We start from the raw sequence: 16,549 nt of genomic DNA on the forward strand, positions 1-16,549 counted from the left end.
AAGGAGAAAACCCATGGGATGGACCAGGGATGAAATGGCTGCGATTGCGGCCGAGGAACTGAACGACGGCGACTACGTAAACCTGGGGATCGGCATCCCCACGCTGGTGGCGAACAACCTGCCTGAGGGCGTGCGGGTGGTGCTGCAGAGCGAGAACGGGCTGCTGGGCATGGGCCCGTTCCCGTACGAGGGCGAGGAGGACGCCGACCTCATCAACGCCGGCAAGCAGACCGTCACGGTCCTGCCGGGCGGCAGCATCTTCGACTCCGCCACCTCGTTCGGCATGATCCGGGGCGGGCACGTCAAGGTGGCCATCCTGGGCGCCATGCAGGTCTCCGGCAACGGCGACCTGGCCAACTGGACCATCCCCGGGAAGATGGTCAAAGGCATGGGCGGTGCCATGGATCTGGTGGCAGGAACACCGCGCGTGGTGGTCCTCACCGAACACAACGCCAAGGACGGCACCGCCAAAATCGTCCGCGAATGCACGCTGCCGCTGACCGGGCTCAGCTGCGTGGACCGGATCATCAGCGACCTCGCCGTCTTCGACCTTCACAAAAAGGACGACGGCGGGCGGCAGCTCACGCTGACCAGGCTGGCACCGGGGGTCACCGTGGAGGACATCCGGGAGAAGACCGAAGCCGGCTTTGAGGTCGCCCCCTCCCTCGATCCAGCCACCACCTTGGAAGGAGCCTCGGCATGAGCCTCAAAAAGCAGTTCGGCAAGGATGTCCTGATCACCGGCTGGGGTCACAGCAGGTTCGGGAAGCTCACCGACGACACCCTGGAATCCCTCATCGTCCAGGTGGCCACGGACGCCATCAGCAGCGCAGGGATTGAGCCGGCCCGGATCGATGAAATCTACGTGGGACAGTTCAACTCCGGCATGATGCCGCTGGCGTTTCCATCCTCCCTGGCGCTGCAGGTGTCACCGGACCTGGCCAACGTCCCGTCCACCCGCGTGGAGAACGCGTGCGCCTCGGGCTCGGCGGCCTTCCAGCAGGGCACCAAGGCACTGCTCGCCGGAACCGCCAAAACGGTCCTGGTGATCGGCGCCGAAAAGATGACCCACGCGGGAGCTGATGTGGTGGGCGCCGGGCTGCTGGGCGCCGACTACGACATGGCCGGCAGGCCCTCCACCACCGGGTTCACCGGACTCTTCGCGGAAGTGGCCAGGCACTACGCCAAACGCTACGACGCTGACGGGAAGCTGGGCGACGTCCTGGGTACCATCGCGGCCAAGAACCACCGCAACGGCGTGGACAACCCGTACGCCCAGCTCCGCAAGGACCTCGGCGAGGAGTTCTGCCAAACCGTCTCGGACAAGAACCCCATGGTGGCCGATCCCCTGCGCCGGACCGACTGTTCCCCCGTGTCCGACGGTGCCGCCGCCGTCGTGCTGTCCACTTCGCCAACCGGAGGCCTCACGGCACCGGTACGGCTCGCCGGCTTTGGCCAGGCCAACGACTTCTTCCCCGCGGCGCGCAGGGACCCGACGGCGTTCGAAGCCACGCGGGTGTCCTGGCAGCGTGCCCTGGCGATGGCCGGCGTCGGGATTGAGGACCTGGACCTGGCCGAAGTCCATGACTGCTTCACCATCGCTGAGCTGCTCATGTACGAGGCCATGGGCCTGACCGAACCCGGCCAGGGCGCCCTGGCGCTCCAGGAAGGCTGGGTCTACAAGGACGGGAAACTTCCCATCAACATCTCAGGAGGCCTCAAGTCCAAAGGCCACCCTGTGGGTGCCACCGGCGTGTCCCAGCACGTCCTGGCGGCCATGCAGCTCACGGGCACCGCGGGCGACATGCAGCTCCCGGCCCCGCGCCGGGCAGCCGTGCAGAACATGGGCGGCGTGGGCATCGCCAATTACGTCAGCATCCTGGAGGCCGTGTAACTGTCCGGGGCCGGGCCGCCGTCGTGGGCTGCTTTCACGACGGCGGACCGCAGCCTATTTCGCAGTGCCTCCGATGGACTCGGCGCCGGCAGTGGCGCACGCTTCGTCAAGGGCGCCATCGGGCGCCCCGCCCACACCGATGCCGGCCACGGAAACGGCGTTGACCTTCAGCGGGACTCCGCCTGCCAGGAACAGGGTGCCCGGCAAGTCTGCGATCGAGGGGCCATTGCCATTGATGCGCTTGGCCAGCTCGCTTGTGGGGGTGCCGAAAGCTGCTGCGGTGTAGGCCTTTTCCTTGGCGGCCTCAATGGTGTGCGCCGCGGCATTGTCTCCCCGCAGCAGTGCCTGGACGGTGCCGAAGCGGTCAACGAGCGCCACCGTGACGAACGGCAGTTTGTCCGCCTGGCACTTGGCGAGTGCCGCGGCGACTGCCTGGGCGGAGGCTGTGGCGGAGATGCGGTTCTGCTGCACCACAGTCTCCGGCGCCGGCTGCACGTCAACGGCGGGCACGACGGCGGGCGCTTCAGTGCCGCTGACGCGGCCGGTGCCGGCGTTGGCGGCTGCCGTGGCTCCGGCCGTGACCAGGATTGCTGCGGCTGCGGCGGCTGTGAGTGCCTTATGGGATTTCTTCATGGTGCGTTCCTTGGGTTGGTAGGTGTGCTGTTGCCGGTTTCCATCCTTCTCGGCAGCGGTTGGCGTGGCATCGGGCCTTCGGCTGCCCCTTGCTGGCCCGAAAGGCCAGCCGTATCAGCCAAAAGGCTGAGGAACCGGCAGGCGTGGAGCCCTAGCATGGAAGGCAGTGCTTCCCACCACGAGATCCGGATCCCGCATGCCTGCCAAAGATTCCACCCCGGCCACCGGCCTGGCGGCCGCCGTTGCCGCCGGGGGCGCCGGGGGCGCGTCCCGTCCGGTGCCGCCCACCCCCAAGGGCCGCCTGGGCAGCATTGAGGCCGCCGTCCATCTGGGCTTCGCGGTGCTCCTGGTGGCATCGGTGGTGCGCTATGTCATGCGGCATTCCCCTTCCGACAACGTCCTGGTCCTGGGACTCGCCGCCGCCGCCTGCCTGCTGTACGCCGTCGTGGCCCTGCTCTCGCTGCGGGACCGGCACAGCGCGCCGTGGATGGTCGCGTTGGTGGCTGTCTGGGCGGTCCTGGTGGTGGCAGCACCGAGCTTCGCCTGGTGTTCCTTCGCCCTCTTCTTCCTGTGCAGGAGTGCCCTGCGCGGTGCTGCGTCCTACGTCCTGGCGGGCGGCATCACCCTGGCAACCGCGGCCGGCCTGTTCCGGCTGGGCAACGGTACGGACCTTGCCATGCTGTTGGGGCCTGTGGCCGTAGGCGTCATGCTGACGCTCATCTATGACCGGATACAGCACGACGCCGAGGAGCAGCGCCGCCTGCATGCGGAGGTTACCGAGGCCCAAGGCCAGCTGGCGGCCAGTGAACGCCGTGCCGGCACCATCGCCGAACGGGAGCGGGTGTCCCGGGAAATCCACGACACCGTCACCCAGGGGCTCGCCAGCAGCCTGCTCCTACTCGAAGCCGCGGGGCGTGGTTGGCCAAGTGGCGCCGCGCAGCAGGATCTCCACCAGGCCACCAGCCTGCTCCGCACCAACCTGGCGGAAACCCGGAGCCTGGTCCACGAGCTTGCTTCCCCCGGGCTGGAATCAACGCCGCTGCCGGAAGCGCTGCTGCTGGCCGCCCGGCAATACCTGCCGGAAGCCACCCTTGTGGTGACAGGAGCCCCCAGGCAAGTCTCACCGGACATCCGGCACGCACTGCTGCGGGTGGTGCAGAGTGCGGCCTCCAACACCGCGCTGCACGCTGCGGCTTCAGTCGCTGCCCTGACGGTGGGCTTCCTGCCGGACGCCGTCACCCTGGACATCTACGACGACGGCGCCGGTTTTAATCCGGCGGCGGCAGCTCCGCCGTCGACGGCCGGAGGTTACGGCCTGCGGGCCATGCGGCAGCGGGTGGAGCAGCTGGGTGGCATATTCTCGATCCAAAGTGCCCCCGGCGAGGGGACCATCGTGGCGGCCCAATTGCCGTTGGAGGGCGCATGAGCAGCATCACGGTCCTGCTGGTGGACGACCACCTTGTGGTCAGGAGCGGGCTGCGCGCGTTGCTGGGAACCCAGCCTGACCTGGCGGTTGTGGCGGAGGCATCCTCGGGAGAGGAAGCGTTGCAGCTGGTGCATGCGCACCTCCCGGCTGTGGTGGTGATGGACCTTGCCATGGGCCCTGGCATGGATGGAATCGAGGCCATCAGGCGGATCCGGAATCTCAACAGCGGGCAGGCAATCCTGGTTTTCACCACCTACGACTCGGATGCCGATATTGTCCGCGCAGTCGATTCCGGCGCCATGGGCTACCTGTTGAAGGACGCCGCCCCGGAGGAAATCTTTGCCGCCATCCGCGGCGCGGTTCAGGGCAGGAGCGTGATGAGCCCGCCGGTGGCCTCGCGGTTGTTCCAGCAGCTGCGCAACCCCGAAGAAGTCCTCACCCCCCGGGAGGCAGAATTGCTCAGTTTGCTCACTGAAGGCCTCAGTAACAGGGAACTCGGGCGGCGGCTTTTCATCTCCGAGGCCACCGTCAAAACCCACCTGGCGCACATCTACGCAAAGCTCGGAGTGGATACGCGGGCGGCCGCTATTGCCACCGCGATACGCCGTGAGGGCATGCGGTAACCGCGGTTTATGGCCCTTACCCTTGCACCCGGGCCCTGTGCCCCGTACGTTTGGGACTGCGGGGACTAACTCCCGCGCACTCCGGGACGATTCCCCGGGGAGAGAATCAGAGTCACATGAAGGAATGCAGCCATGGCAACAGGCACAGTTAAATGGTTCAACGCCGAAAAGGGTTTTGGCTTCATTGCCCCCGATGACGGGTCCGCTGACGTTTTCGCCCACTACTCGGCAATCGCCACCAGCGGCTACCGCTCACTGGACGAGAACCAGAAGGTCGAATTCGATGTGACCCAGGGCCCCAAGGGCCCGCAGGCAGAGAACATCCGCCCGCTCTAAGTCTTCGGCGGCCTCCGGCACCTGCCGGGACCCCATCCAGCGGCCCCTCCAGCTCAGGTTGGAGGGGCCGCTGCTTTTATGTGGGGGTTTTGTGGGGCACGTTCCCGGGGCCAGTCCTCCGGTTTCCCCTTTTGGGATAATTGATCCATGACCGGACAGGACCAGGACAGGGACAAGGATCCGTGGGAGGAGTTTGACGCTCTGGGGCCCGCTGCACCGGACCGCGTGCCGGGCCAGCCCGGCGGGGAGCCCTACGGTTTCGGCTTCCGCACCGGGGTACGCAGCGCCCGGGTGGCGGTCGGCTTTGCCGTCTACGCGCTGGCGCTGGGAACCATCCTGGCCCTGACCGGGTGCATTGTGTTCATCAGCCGGCAGCTGTGGCTGCTGGCCGGCCTCATGCTGGTGATCGAGGCAGTGTTTGTTTTCGCTTTCACGCGGCTGGTGGCCCAGGCCAGGCGCCGCCGGCAGGCGCGGTGACAATTCCAAACCTTGACCTTGACCTTGACGCAGCGTCAAACCCTAGGCTCGGAGCATGGAAGACATCCCCGACACCGGCACGGACTGGTCCATCCAGGACGTAGCCAGGATGGCCGGCACCACCAGCCGCACGCTGCGCCACTACGATGACATCGGCCTGCTGAAGCCCAGCAGGGTGGGCAGCAACGGTTACCGCTATTACGACGGCGCCGCCCTCCTCCAACTGCAGCGCATTCTCCTGCTGCGGGAGCTGGGCCTGGGCCTGCCGGCCATCGCGGAGGTCTTCCACCAGCAGGCTGACCCGGTCACCGCGCTCACCCGTCATCTTGAGTGGCTCGGACAGGAGCAGCAGCGGCTGGCACGGCAAATGCAATCCGTGCGGCGAACCATTGAAACAGTAAGGGCAGGAGGCCAACTGATGGCAGAGGACATGTTCGACGGCTTCGACCACACCCAGTACAAGGATGAGGTGGAGGAACGGTGGGGCAAGGAGGCCTACGCAAAATCCGACGCGTGGTGGCGCGGCATGGCGTCGGACGAAAAGCAGGAGTGGATCTCCAAGGTGGAAACCCTTGGCAACGACTGGAAGGCTGCCGCCCGCTCCGGCGTTGCTGCGGACGGTCCCGAGGCCCGGGAACTGGCAACGCGGCACGTCGACTGGCTGAGGTCCATCCCCGGGACTCCGGCCGCCGGAAACAGCGGGAATATCAAGGGATACGTCCTGGGGCTGGCGGACATGTACGTGGAAGACCCGCGCTTCGCCGCCAATTACGGCGGAGTGGAGGGGGCGGGCTTCGTTCGGGCGGCCCTTCGCAGTTTTGCGGAGAAGTATCTGTAGGGCAGAGGCGGAAGGCAGCCTAGCGGCTGGTCTTGGAGCTGCCGGCGCCCGCCCGATCAGTCTTGGCGCGCCGGGTCCGCCGGACCACCAGCAGCACCACGGCAATGGCCAATCCGGCGTAGACGGCATAGTTCAGGAAGCGTGAGTACTCCTCGATCAGCCTGTATTGGGTGCCCAGCAGGTAGCCCAGGCCGATGAGGGCGCCGTTCCACAGCCCGCTGCCGGCCAGGGTGAACAGGGTGAAGGTGGCAAAGGGCATGGCCGCCGCCCCCGCCGGAAGGGAAATGAGGCTGCGGACGCCGGGCAACAGGCGGCCGAAGAAGATGGATGACCTGCCGTGGCGGCGGAACCATCCTGCCGCGTGTTCGAAGTCTTCGCGGTCCACCAAGGGCAGTTTGGACAACCACCGGATGGACCGCTCCAGCCCCAGCTTGGCGCCGAGCCAGTAGAGGAACAGCGCCCCCAGATAAGCGCCAAGGGTGCTGGTGGCAAAAACAAGGAAAAGGTTCAGGGAGCCCTTCTTGGCCAGATATCCCGCCAGGGGGAGGATCACCTCACTGGGGATGGGAGGCACCACGGTTTCGGCGAGCGTAAAGCCCCCCACGCCCCACTCCCCCAAAGTGTCGATGGCCCTCGCCGCAAACCCGACGATTCCGGTGAGTCCCTCAGTGGGGCTGGCTGCACCGGTCAAGATTGTCCACATACGCCCGTCCGTCCCCTGCGCCCGGGTTACCGGTGCTTGAATTCCGGCTGGCGCTTCTCGGCGAACGCCGCCATGCCTTCCTTTTGGTCCTCCGTGGCGAACAGGGAGTGGAAGAGCCGCCGTTCGAACAACACCCCCTGGGCCAGCCCGGTTTCAAAGGCGGCATTGACAGCTTCCTTGGCAGCCATCGCCGCGGGCTTGGACTTGGCGGCAATCACCCCTGCCACCTTGAGTGCCTCGGACACGACGTCCGCCGCCGGAACCACACGGGACACCAGCCCGCACCGGTCGGCTTCCTCCGCCTCGATGAACCTGCCGGTGAGGATCATGTCCATGGCCTTCGCCTTGCCCACGGCCCGGGTGAGCCGCTGCGAGCCGCCCATGCCGGGGAGTACGGCGAGGTTGATTTCCGGTTGGCCGAATCTGGCGTTGTCCCCGGCGATGATAAGGTCGCACATCATGGCCAGTTCGCAGCCGCCGCCCAGGGCAAACCCGGACACCGCAGCGATGGTGGGAATCCGCAGCCGGGCAAAGTCCTCCCAGCCCCGGAACCAGTCGGCGGCATACATGTCCATGTAGCCCTGGTCCGCCATTTCCTTGATGTCGGCTCCGGCCGCGAACGCTTTGCCCGAGCCGGTGATCACCACGGCACCCACACCGGGATCGGAATCCATGGCGGCAACGGCGGCCACCAACTCCTCCATGGTGGCCTTGTTCAGCGCATTCAACGCCGACGGCCTGTTGAGGGTTACCAGCCCTACCCTGCCCTGCTGCTCCACCAGGATGTTGGCGTACTCCGTCATTCGGGGCTCCCGTCGTCGTGTGCTGTTGTGGTCTCTGGCCGGCCCGGCATTTCCGTGCCGGTGCTCTCCCCCGCCGCCGGCTCTTGCTGCCTCGCTGCATGCTGCCCGGAGGCGTCGCGGATGTCCGTAATGATGGCCGAGAAGTCGCGGCCCGCGCCGCCTTCCGCGGCAAACCTATCGTAGATCCGGGCGGCGAGCGCTCCCATCTGTCCCGCCACCCCCGTGCTGTCCAGGGCGTTGACGGCGAGGTTGAGGTCCTTGGCCATGAGCGCTGCGGCAAAGCCCGGCTGGTAGTCCCTGTTGGCGGGGCTGGTGGGAACCGGTCCGGGCACCGGACAATTGGTGGTCAGCGCCCAGCACTGGCCGGACGCGGCGGAAGCGACGTCGAACAAGGCCTGGTGGGTCAGGCCCAGCTTTTCGCCGAGCACGAAGGCCTCGCTGACCGCAATCATCGAGACGCCCAGGATGAGGTTGTTGCAGATCTTGGCCGCCTGGCCGGCTCCGTGTCCGCCGCAGTGCACCACCCGCTTGCCCATGACCTCCAGGAGCGGCCGCACCGCCTCAAAGTCAGCCCCGTCGCCGCCGGCCATGAAGGTCAGGGTGCCTGCTTCGGCCCCCACCACGCCACCGGAAACGGGGGCGTCAACGGAGCGGTGGCCTGCTTCGATGACCAGGCGGGCGGCGTCCCTGGCCTCGTCGACGTTGATGGTGGAGCAGTCCAGGAACATCGTCCCCGCCGGCGCCGCTGCCAGCAGCCCGGGTCCGTCTGCACCGCCCACGTAGGCATCCAGGACGTGGCGGCCGCTGGGGAACATGGTGAGGACAACGTCGGCACCGGCCAGCGCCTCCACGGCGCTCCCTGCCACCGGTATGCCCTGTGCACGGGCCCACTGCAGGGCTTCAGGGACCACGTCGAAACCAGCAACCCGGTAACCGGCGCGGACCAGGTTCAGGGCCATGGGACGCCCCATGTGTCCAAGGCCCAGGAAGGCCACACTGCTCTTGTCAGTCATGGTCCGTCTCCTTCATCTGCAGGTCGGGGTTGGAGTGCGGTTCAAGCCGGGGGTGCAGCTCAGACGGGACATGGAGGTCCAGTTCCCCGCCGTCCAGGGGCTGGAAGAACCCCTCCACCTGGGCGGGAAGCACCTCGGCCAGCGTGGCAGGTTTCCACTGCGGGTTCCTGTCCTTGTCCACTACCTGGGCGCGGATTCCTTCGCGGAAGTCCGGTGCGGCCAGGAAGCGGATCCCGGCCCGGTACTCCTGGGCCAGGGCCTCATCCAGGGTCAGGCCGGCCGCGCGGCGCAGCGACGCCAAGGTGACCGTGACCGAGGTGGGTGACTTGGCTTCGATCGTGGCGGCGGCTTCCGCGGCATCGTCGCGTCCGGGCCCGGTCCACGCCCGGAGGCGCCGGACAATCTCTCCAGCATCGTCCGGGGCGTAGCAGGAGTCGATCCATTCCCGCTGCCCGGCCAGCATGGAGGCAGGGGGCTGCCCGGCATAACGGGCGACGGCGTCTTCCGGGCTTTCCTTCTCCAGCGCAGCCACGAGGCGCGGCAGCGCGTTCGACGGAACGTAGTGGTCGGCAAGGCCCAGGAACAGGGCATCCCCGGCTGCCAGGTGTGCTCCCGTAAGCGCCGCGTGGGTTCCCGCCTCGCCTGGTGCGTGTGAAAGCAGGAAGGTCCCGCCGACGTCGGGCGCGAAGCCAATGGTGGTCTCCGGCATCCCCATCCTGGTCCGCTCGGTGACCACCCGGACGTCCCCGTGCGCGGAGATGCCCACCCCGCCGCCCAGGACCAGGCCGTCCATGAGGGCGACGTACGGCTTGGGGTACCGGGCAATCAGCGAGTTCAGGCGGTACTCGGTCTGCCAGAAGTGGGCCGTCCCGTTCCCGCCGTGCAGCATGTCCCGGTATATGGCCACGATGTCCCCGCCCGCGCACAGGCCCCGCTCCCCGGCGCCCTGGACCAGGACGGTGGCCACGCCGTCGTCCCCTGCCCATGCGGTGAGCTGCCGCAGGAGCAGCTCCACCATTCCCGCGGTAAGTGCGTTGACGGCCCGGGGCCGGTTGAGGGTGATCACGCCCAGCCGGCCGCGGCGCTCAAAGAGTACGTCCGCGCTTCCGTCCCCTGCCGCGTTGTCCGTTGTGCTGTCCTTGGCTGCGGTCATCGGCTGGGTGCTCCTTCGCATGGTGGCCGGATGAGTGATCCAGGTCATTCTGTTGCGAATATACCCGCCCCTTCACGCCCGGAACCAACCACGGCCGATCGCGGCCGCGGGGACGGCCAAGGCTTTACCCGCCCTGCGGCTGCCAAGGTAAGTTAGGAACCGTGAAGATAGCTACCTGGAATGTGAATTCGCTCCGTGCCCGCGCCGACCGTGTTGAAGCCTGGCTCCAGCGCAGCGACTGCGACGTCCTGGCCATCCAGGAGACCAAGTGCAAGGACGATAACTTCCCCTGGGAGCTCTTTGAACGGATGGGCTACGAGGTGGCCCACTTCGGGGTGAACCAGTGGAACGGCGTAGCCATCGCCTCCCGGGTGGGGCTTGAAGACGTGGAGCGGACGTTCCTGGACCAGCCCTCGTTCGGCAAGGCGGGCAAAGATCCCGTGCAGGAAGCCCGCGCCATGGCTGCCACCTGCGGCGGCATCCGGGTCTGGAGCCTCTACGTCCCCAACGGCCGTTCGCTGGACGACGAGCACATGCCGTACAAGCTCAAGTGGCTGGAAAGCCTCAAGACGCACGCCCAGGCCCTGGTCACGGACAACCCCCAGGCACAGGTGGCCCTGATGGGTGACTGGAACATCGCGCCCTTCGATGACGACGTCTGGGACATCGACCTGTTCATCCGGAACCGCGCAACGCACGTCAGCCCGCCAGAACGGGAGGCGTTCCACGCGTTCGAAGCTGCCGGCTACGCCGATGTGGTGCGCCCCTACACGCCGGGCCCCGGCGTCTACACCTACTGGGACTACACCCAGCTGCGGTTCCCCAAGAAGGAGGGCATGCGGATCGACTTCATCCTGGCCTCCCCCGCCTTGGCCGCGCGCGTCACCGGGGCCTCGATCGACCGCGAGGAACGCAAGGGCAAGGGCGCTTCGGACCACGCTCCCGTGCTGGTGGAACTGGCGGACTGATGACTGCATCCTGGACCCATTCAAGGAGACCGTAATGACGGGAAACCTCTATCGGGGCCAGGCCGGCCTGCCATTTTCCTCGACCCTGCGCGTCTACGAACCCCTGGAAGCCTTTCCGGAGGACCAGCGTCCGGCCATCAAGGCCGCGGGGGCCCGGGCGGTCCCGCGTGCCGCCGTCGAAAACGCTGAACTGCTGGCCTCGCTGGGCCGCATCACCCGCTCCGGCGGGGACCCCTTCCCCACGGGGCGCACGGACCTGGTGCGCGTCACCACCGTGCCGGCCCCGGAGGGTGGAGCGCCCGACGACGGTGCTGACGCCGACGCCGAGCCCGTCCTCCTGTACTGCCCCAGCCAGCTTGTCCTGCGCGCCGGACTGGCGGCCAACGCCTTGATGGAGGGAATCCATGGCCCCCTGGCCGAGCTGCTGATCCCGGAGGAGCAGCGTGACCGGCACCAGGAACGGATCGACCAGGTGAAGGCCCGGGACGGATCCATCCGGGTACATACGCGGGCGTCCACCTGGGGAATCCCGTTCAGCTGGTTCTCGCTGTTCATGGAGTCGGACCGCAAGGATGTGGTGGAGGCCGCTGGGCGCATCCTCACCGTTCGGGTCTGGGCGCCCATCACCGATGCCCTGGAACGGGCCCGCTACGCGGTGGCCAACCTGGCCCTCGCCGCCCCGGACCTGGACATGCTTGACGACCTGGCGCAGCTGACGGAGTGGCTTGAACTGTTCCACGTCAACTCCATGGTGGAACTGGACTACGGCGCCGTGGCAGACAAGGTCTACCCGGACGAATCCCCCATGGATATCAGGCTGGGCATCGAGTGCCTGGCGGAGGGTGACATGACCGGGGCTGCGGCCGCCTACCGCAGGCTCGCGTCCCGCTGGATCCCCATCCGGCAGCTGGCCCGCGCGTCCTGACGCGTCAGTTCCTGGGGGGCGCTGTGGTGCGCCGGATGATGAGTTCATGGGGCGCGACGGCTGAGTGGACGGATCCGATCTCGCCGTCCAGTTCGTCCAGGAGCATCTTGGTGGCCAGCTCGGCCTGCTCGTCGGGGCGCTGCCCAACCGTGGTCAGGCCCATGGCATCGGCGAAATCATGGTTGTCGATGCCCACCACCGACAGTTCGCCGGGGACGTTGACGCCCAGGCGGTTGGCCTCGAAGATGACTCCCATGGCCATCTCGTCCGAGGCGCAGAAAATTGCCGTGGGCTTCTGTCCGGGACGGGACCACAGGCGGCGGAAGGCTTCCTGTCCGCTGCGGACCGTGAAGTCCCCCCATTCGTCCCATTCCGGCCGGGTGGGCAGGCCGGCCGCGGCCATCACGTCCTTGAAGGCCAGGATACGCACCCGGGGGACGTCGAAGTTCAGGTCGGTTTCGTCGTCGCCATGCAGCAGGGCAATATCCCGGTGGCCCAGGTCGATCAGGTGCCGGACCGCTGTTGAGGCGGCGGCGTAGTCGTCGATGCCGATGTAGGGGCATTCCTCCACGTGGCCACCCACCACTACCAGCGGAATGTCGATCTTCTGCAGGTGCTCGATCTCTTCGTGGCTGAGCGCCATACATAGAACCAGCAGGGCGTCGATCTGCTTGTAGACCATGGTCTTGCTGAAGAGCCGCTCACGGTTGCTGCCGTGGCCGCCGAGGTTGAACAGGGAGAGGTTGTAGTGCCGGGCATGCAGCTCGCGGTCCGCGCCCTCAATTGCTTTGGAGAAGAACCAGCGGCTGACGAACGGGGCCAGGACACCGATGGTCTTGGTCCGGCCCGTGGCCAGGCCGGAGGCGGAGGACGATGCAACGTAGCCCAGGTTTCCGGCCACCTCCAGGATTTTTTCCCGGGTGGCCGGCGAGACCCGGGGCAGGCCGCGTACAGCCCGGGAGACAGTTGCTGTTGAGACTCCGGCGGCTGCCGCCACGTCCTCGATGCTGACGCCGTTATGGCCGCCCCGCTGGGACCTTTCCGTTGTCCGTGCCACCGTGTCCCCTCTTTAACTCCTTTTCGGCGTAGGGCCGAAAGGCCCTGCGTTACGCCCGCCCTGTATTTTCGCATTCCACGGCGAGGCATTGATAACTATGGCGGGGAACCGACGCATGGGCTCCCTTACCTGCGGGCCGGCAGCTTTCGGCGCAGGCGAACCATTCCATACAGCGCCAGCAGTGTTGCCAGCAGGCCCAGGGCCCAGCCGAGGGCCGGTTGGGCTGTGACTTCCATCCACACGGTTACCACCAGGAGGACAAGGGCCCAAAATGCGAGGAAGCCGATAATGATGTCGAAGTCTTCGCCCGAACGGACCATACGGCTGCGGTTTCCCGCCCCCGGAGTGCGGGGGCGGGAACCGTTGGGCGTCACTTGACCGCACCAGCCGTAAGGCCGGCGACGATCTTGCGCTGGAACACCAGCACCAGGATCACCAGCGGGATGGTGACGATGGTGCCCGCGGCCATGATGGCCGTGTACGGGATCTGGTTGGGCTGTGCACCGGCGAAGTTGGCAATGGCCACCGTCACCGGCTGGGTTGCGTCGCTGGACAGCTGGCTGGCGATCAGGAACTCATTCCACGAGGAAATGAAGGCCAGGATCGCCGTGGTGAAGATTGCCGGCGCCGCCAGGGGCATGATGACCTTGCGGAAGGCCTGTCCCTGGGTACAGCCGTCAACGCGCGCCGATTCTTCCAACTCCCAAGGCATTTCCCGGAAGAACGAGGTCATGGTGTAGACCGTCAGCGGGAGCACGAAGGAGATGTTCGGGATGATCAGCGCCTGGTACGTGCCCATCCAGCCAATGTTGGTGAACAGCTGGAAGAGCGGGGTGATCAGGGCAACACCGGGGAACATGGAAGCTCCCAGGATGAAGCCGAGCACCAGGAACTTGCCCCGGAAGTTCAACCGGGCCAGCGCGTAGGCGGCGAACACGCCGATGAGCAGGGACACGAGCGTCACCACGCCACCAATGAACACACTGTTGAGCAGCGCCTGGCCGAACCTGTTGCCGAATGACGTATCAAAGGCGGTCCTGAAGTTGTCCAGGGTCACGTGCGTGGGAAGGATCGACGTGTCGTAGGTAAACCCGACCTCGCGGAAGGCGGTCACCACCATCCAGTAGGCCGGCGCCAGGCACCAGAGCAGCACGATGGCCGCGCTGATGTAAGTCCTGCCCTGCGCCCACTTTTCCCGGTTTTGCGCAGCCTTGCGGCCCTTGTCCTGCCTTGCCCGCAGCGCCGAGGCGTCTGCCGTTGCCGTGGTCATTTCTTCCCCTTTCCTGTGGCGCCGCTCTGTTCAACGACGTTTGCCCCGAGGAAGCGGACAAAGATGAAGGCCACAAGGAAGATGATGATGAAGGTGATGGTGGACAGTGCGGCTGCCGAGTTGAAGCCTTGCCTGATCTGGTTAATGACCAGGATGGACAAGGTGGTGGTGTTGTTGGCGCCGCCGGTGAGGATGTAGGGCAGGTCAAACATGCGCAGTGCATCCAGGGTACGGAACAGGATCGCCACCATGAGCGCCGGCTTAACCAGCGGCAGGGTGATCAGCCGGAACCGCTGCCATGCAGTGGTTCCATCCACCTTGGCGGCCTCATACACTTCAGCCGGGATCATCTGCAGGCCTGCCAGGATCAGCAAAGCCATGAACGGCGTGGTCTTCCAGACGTCAGCGATGACCACAGCCCACTTGGCCGGCCACTCGCTGCCCGTCCACAGGATGGTGGTGTTGAACAGCTTGTTGGCGATGCCCTCGAACGCGAAGATGAAGAACCAGAGCTTGGCCGTCACGGCGGTGGGGATGGCCCACGGCACCAGGACAGCTGCGCGGACCAGGCTGCGGCCGCGGAATTCGCGGGCCATGATCATGGCCATCCAGAAACCAAGCACCGTTTCGAACGCGACCGTGACGACGGTGAAGAAAAATGTTGTGGCGGTGGCGGACCAGAACTGGCCGCCCAGGGTGCCAGGCGGGCAGGCGACTGTTCCGCCTGTCGGCGCCGAACACTGCTGCGCGAGCCAGTTCACATAGTTCTGGATGCCTGCCGGGCCACCCGCGGTGAACAGGCCGGTGGCTGGGTCAAGGCCGGCGTCCTTCTGGAAGGACATGACGATGGCGCTGATGATGGGGTAAACAATGACAATGCCCAAGGCAATGATGGTGGGAGCGAGCAGCCAGGATGCCCAGCGTCCTTGGCTGGCGATCCTGTTGTCCTCCCCCACACCCTTGGGCGCGTGATGGACGGGGGTACCGCCCGACGCCGGTGCTTTGACCGGCGTCGGGCCTAGTTCGGTTGCCATGGCAGAACTACGATCCCGCACCGGCGGATTCGATGGACTTCTGCATGTCAGAAAGTGCGGTTTCCACGGGCTTTTCTCCCTTAATTGCGGAGTATGCGTTGTCTTGGATTGCCTTTGTCACGGCCGGGTAGAACGGCGTCACGGGACGCGGCACGGCGTTCTCGATGGACGTCTTCAGGACCGGCAGGTAGGGCAGCTTGGCTACAAGTTCCTGGTCGGTGTACAGCGATCCAAGGACCGGAGCCAGCGAGCCCTGCGTAGCGTAGAACTTCTCGCTCTCGGCCGAGGTCAGGAACTTCACGAAGTCCAGTGCAGTGGCCTTGTGCTTGGAGTACACGCTGATTGCGGTGTTGTGGCCACCCAGTGATGATGCACCGGGGCCGCTCTTGCCCGGAAGGGCAGCCATGCCGAACTTGTCCTTCACAGCCGACGAGCCTTCAGTGCTCATGAGGCTGTAAACGTAGGGCCAGTTGCGCAGGAACAGGAGCTTGCCGCTCTGGAACGCCTGGCGGCTGTCCTCTTCCTTATAGGTGATTGCTTCCTTGGGGATGTTGCCGTCCGCGTAGGCCTTGGCGAGGTTCCCCAGGCCGGCCTTGGCTTCAGCGGTGTTCAGGCTGGGCTTGCCGTCCTTGTCCAGGACTGAGCCGCCGGCGGAGTTGATGGCTTCGGCCGCGTTGACCGTGAGGCCTTCATACTTGCTGAACTGTCCCGCGTAGCAGCCGATGTTGTTCTGCTTGGCGATGGAGCACATGCCCATCATCTCGTCCCAGGTCTTGGGCGGATTGGGTACCAGGTCCTTGCGGTAGAAGAGGATGCCGCCGTCGGAAGTGCGCGGTGCAGCGTAAAGAGTGCCCTTGTACGTGGCACTGTTCACGGTGGCCGGAAGCATGGCACTCGTGTCAACCGCCATCTTGTCCTTCAGCGGCTGCAGCCAGCCCTTGGCGGCAAACTCTGCCGTCCAGACGACGTCCACGTCGGTGACGTCGTAGTCGGACTGCTTGGCCTGGAAGTGCTGGACGAGGTCGTCGTGCTGCTGGTCTGCCTGGTCGGTCTGTTCCTTGAAGGTGACCTGCTCATCCTTGTGGGCCGCATTCCACTTATCGATGAGGGGACGGATCACATTGTTGTTGTCCTTGCCCTGGACGAAGGTGATCGGGCCGCGGGCATCGAGGTTGGCGTCAGCGTCACTGCCTCCACCGCCGCCCGTGGTACCCCCTCCACCTCCGCCGCCGCAGGCGGACAACGTAAGGGCCAGGATGCCGGCAGTGGCCGCCGGAAGCAGGAATCTCGGGGTTTTCATTAGCTTGAAGCTCCTCGCTGAGTGACAAGTAAGTCGACAGTGCGCTTGCTAGGTGAGGTTGATGTGGTGACCATCACACTAGTAAGGTGACTGTCGG

Annotated in this window: 19 protein-coding genes; 9 read left to right on the plus strand and 10 right to left on the minus strand. The window is 66.0% G+C overall.

Annotated features, from left to right (window positions below; translation table 11 throughout):
* The first annotated feature begins 13 nt into the window (after nucleotides 1-13).
* Nucleotides 14-703: a CoA transferase subunit B gene (locus tag ACV095_RS17970; RefSeq protein ID WP_134165185.1), complete on the plus strand. Its 690-nt coding sequence runs from the start codon at nucleotides 14-16 to the stop codon at nucleotides 701-703.
* The gene (locus ACV095_RS17975) at nucleotides 700-1,893 is read left to right on the plus strand and encodes an acetyl-CoA acetyltransferase (protein WP_478222411.1); all 1,194 of its coding nucleotides are present in this window, start codon (nucleotides 700-702) and stop codon (nucleotides 1,891-1,893) included. Before ACV095_RS17970 ends, ACV095_RS17975 begins: the two co-directional genes overlap by 4 nt.
* Nucleotides 1,894-1,947: 54 nt before the next feature.
* On the opposite strand, the gene ACV095_RS17980 is transcribed toward ACV095_RS17975, so the two are convergent.
* The gene (locus ACV095_RS17980; protein ID WP_478222412.1) at nucleotides 1,948-2,526 is read right to left on the minus strand and encodes a GlcG/HbpS family heme-binding protein; all 579 of its coding nucleotides are present in this window, start codon (nucleotides 2,524-2,526) and stop codon (nucleotides 1,948-1,950) included.
* A 196-nt stretch (nucleotides 2,527-2,722) separates the two neighbouring features.
* Between ACV095_RS17980 and ACV095_RS17985 the strand changes: the two genes are divergently transcribed.
* From ACV095_RS17985 to ACV095_RS18005, 5 genes are all read left to right on the plus strand, one after another.
* Nucleotides 2,723-3,952 carry a sensor histidine kinase gene (locus ACV095_RS17985; RefSeq protein ID WP_478222413.1) on the plus strand — a complete coding sequence of 410 codons (1,230 nt, stop codon included), beginning with the start codon at nucleotides 2,723-2,725 and terminating at the stop codon, nucleotides 3,950-3,952.
* Nucleotides 3,949-4,575, plus strand: coding sequence for a response regulator (locus ACV095_RS17990; protein ID WP_478222414.1), 627 nt, complete (start codon nucleotides 3,949-3,951; stop codon nucleotides 4,573-4,575). Before ACV095_RS17985 ends, ACV095_RS17990 begins: the two co-directional genes overlap by 4 nt.
* Nucleotides 4,576-4,707: 132 nt before the next feature.
* On the plus strand, nucleotides 4,708-4,911 hold the full coding sequence (locus ACV095_RS17995) for a cold-shock protein (protein WP_009357211.1): 204 nt from the start codon (nucleotides 4,708-4,710) through the stop codon (nucleotides 4,909-4,911).
* Between the two features lie 147 nt (nucleotides 4,912-5,058).
* Nucleotides 5,059-5,388: a hypothetical protein gene (locus ACV095_RS18000; protein ID WP_478222415.1), complete on the plus strand. Its 330-nt coding sequence runs from the start codon at nucleotides 5,059-5,061 to the stop codon at nucleotides 5,386-5,388.
* Nucleotides 5,389-5,443: 55 nt separating this feature from the next.
* Nucleotides 5,444-6,226, plus strand: coding sequence for a MerR family transcriptional regulator (locus ACV095_RS18005; protein WP_478222416.1), 783 nt, complete (start codon nucleotides 5,444-5,446; stop codon nucleotides 6,224-6,226).
* Between the two features lie 19 nt (nucleotides 6,227-6,245).
* Here the strand turns inward: ACV095_RS18005 and ACV095_RS18010 are convergent, their stop codons facing one another.
* Genes ACV095_RS18010 through ACV095_RS18025 form a run of 4 tightly spaced genes read right to left on the minus strand, consistent with a single transcriptional unit; the run spans nucleotide 6,246 to nucleotide 9,898 of the window.
* Nucleotides 6,246-6,929 (minus strand): DedA family protein, encoded by a 684-nt coding sequence (locus ACV095_RS18010; protein WP_478222417.1) that lies wholly within the window; start codon nucleotides 6,927-6,929, stop codon nucleotides 6,246-6,248.
* Nucleotides 6,930-6,955: 26 nt separating this feature from the next.
* On the minus strand, nucleotides 6,956-7,732 hold the full coding sequence (locus ACV095_RS18015; RefSeq protein ID WP_056392250.1) for an enoyl-CoA hydratase: 777 nt from the start codon (nucleotides 7,730-7,732) through the stop codon (nucleotides 6,956-6,958).
* A complete protein-coding gene (gene mmsB / locus ACV095_RS18020) occupies nucleotides 7,729-8,745 on the minus strand; it encodes a 3-hydroxyisobutyrate dehydrogenase (protein ID WP_478222418.1) in 1,017 nt (338 codons plus the stop codon). Before mmsB ends, ACV095_RS18015 begins: the two co-directional genes overlap by 4 nt.
* On the minus strand, nucleotides 8,738-9,898 hold the full coding sequence (locus ACV095_RS18025; RefSeq protein WP_478222419.1) for an enoyl-CoA hydratase/isomerase family protein: 1,161 nt from the start codon (nucleotides 9,896-9,898) through the stop codon (nucleotides 8,738-8,740). The genes mmsB and ACV095_RS18025 overlap by 8 nt, the downstream gene beginning before the upstream one ends.
* Before the next feature lie 161 nt (nucleotides 9,899-10,059).
* Here ACV095_RS18025 and ACV095_RS18030 point away from each other — a divergent pair, with 161 nt between their 5' ends.
* Entirely contained in the window at nucleotides 10,060-10,866 is an 807-nt protein-coding gene (locus tag ACV095_RS18030) for an exodeoxyribonuclease III (protein WP_026266132.1), read from the plus strand.
* A gap of 34 nt (nucleotides 10,867-10,900) precedes the next feature.
* Complete coding sequence (locus tag ACV095_RS18035; RefSeq protein WP_018771694.1) at nucleotides 10,901-11,791, plus strand: DUF8083 family protein; 891 nt, start codon at nucleotides 10,901-10,903, stop codon at nucleotides 11,789-11,791.
* 4 nt (nucleotides 11,792-11,795) lie between these two features.
* On the opposite strand, the gene ACV095_RS18040 is transcribed toward ACV095_RS18035, so the two are convergent.
* The 5 genes from ACV095_RS18040 to ACV095_RS18060 all read right to left on the minus strand — a co-directional run bounded on the left by ACV095_RS18040 (nucleotide 11,796) and on the right by ACV095_RS18060 (nucleotide 16,452).
* Nucleotides 11,796-12,848 carry a LacI family DNA-binding transcriptional regulator gene (locus tag ACV095_RS18040; RefSeq protein WP_018771695.1) on the minus strand — a complete coding sequence of 351 codons (1,053 nt, stop codon included), beginning with the start codon at nucleotides 12,846-12,848 and terminating at the stop codon, nucleotides 11,796-11,798.
* A 125-nt stretch (nucleotides 12,849-12,973) separates the two neighbouring features.
* Complete coding sequence (locus tag ACV095_RS18045; RefSeq protein WP_026266133.1) at nucleotides 12,974-13,222, minus strand: hypothetical protein; 249 nt, start codon at nucleotides 13,220-13,222, stop codon at nucleotides 12,974-12,976.
* Nucleotides 13,219-14,118: a carbohydrate ABC transporter permease gene (locus ACV095_RS18050; protein WP_018771697.1), complete on the minus strand. Its 900-nt coding sequence runs from the start codon at nucleotides 14,116-14,118 to the stop codon at nucleotides 13,219-13,221. The genes ACV095_RS18045 and ACV095_RS18050 overlap by 4 nt, the downstream gene beginning before the upstream one ends.
* A complete protein-coding gene (locus ACV095_RS18055) occupies nucleotides 14,115-15,152 on the minus strand; it encodes a carbohydrate ABC transporter permease (protein ID WP_026266134.1) in 1,038 nt (345 codons plus the stop codon). Before ACV095_RS18055 ends, ACV095_RS18050 begins: the two co-directional genes overlap by 4 nt.
* Before the next feature lie 7 nt (nucleotides 15,153-15,159).
* Complete coding sequence (locus ACV095_RS18060) at nucleotides 15,160-16,452, minus strand: ABC transporter substrate-binding protein (protein ID WP_018771699.1); 1,293 nt, start codon at nucleotides 16,450-16,452, stop codon at nucleotides 15,160-15,162.
* Nucleotides 16,453-16,549: the final 97 nt, after the last annotated feature.

It is taken from the genome of Arthrobacter sp. JDC6, assembly GCF_056484025.1.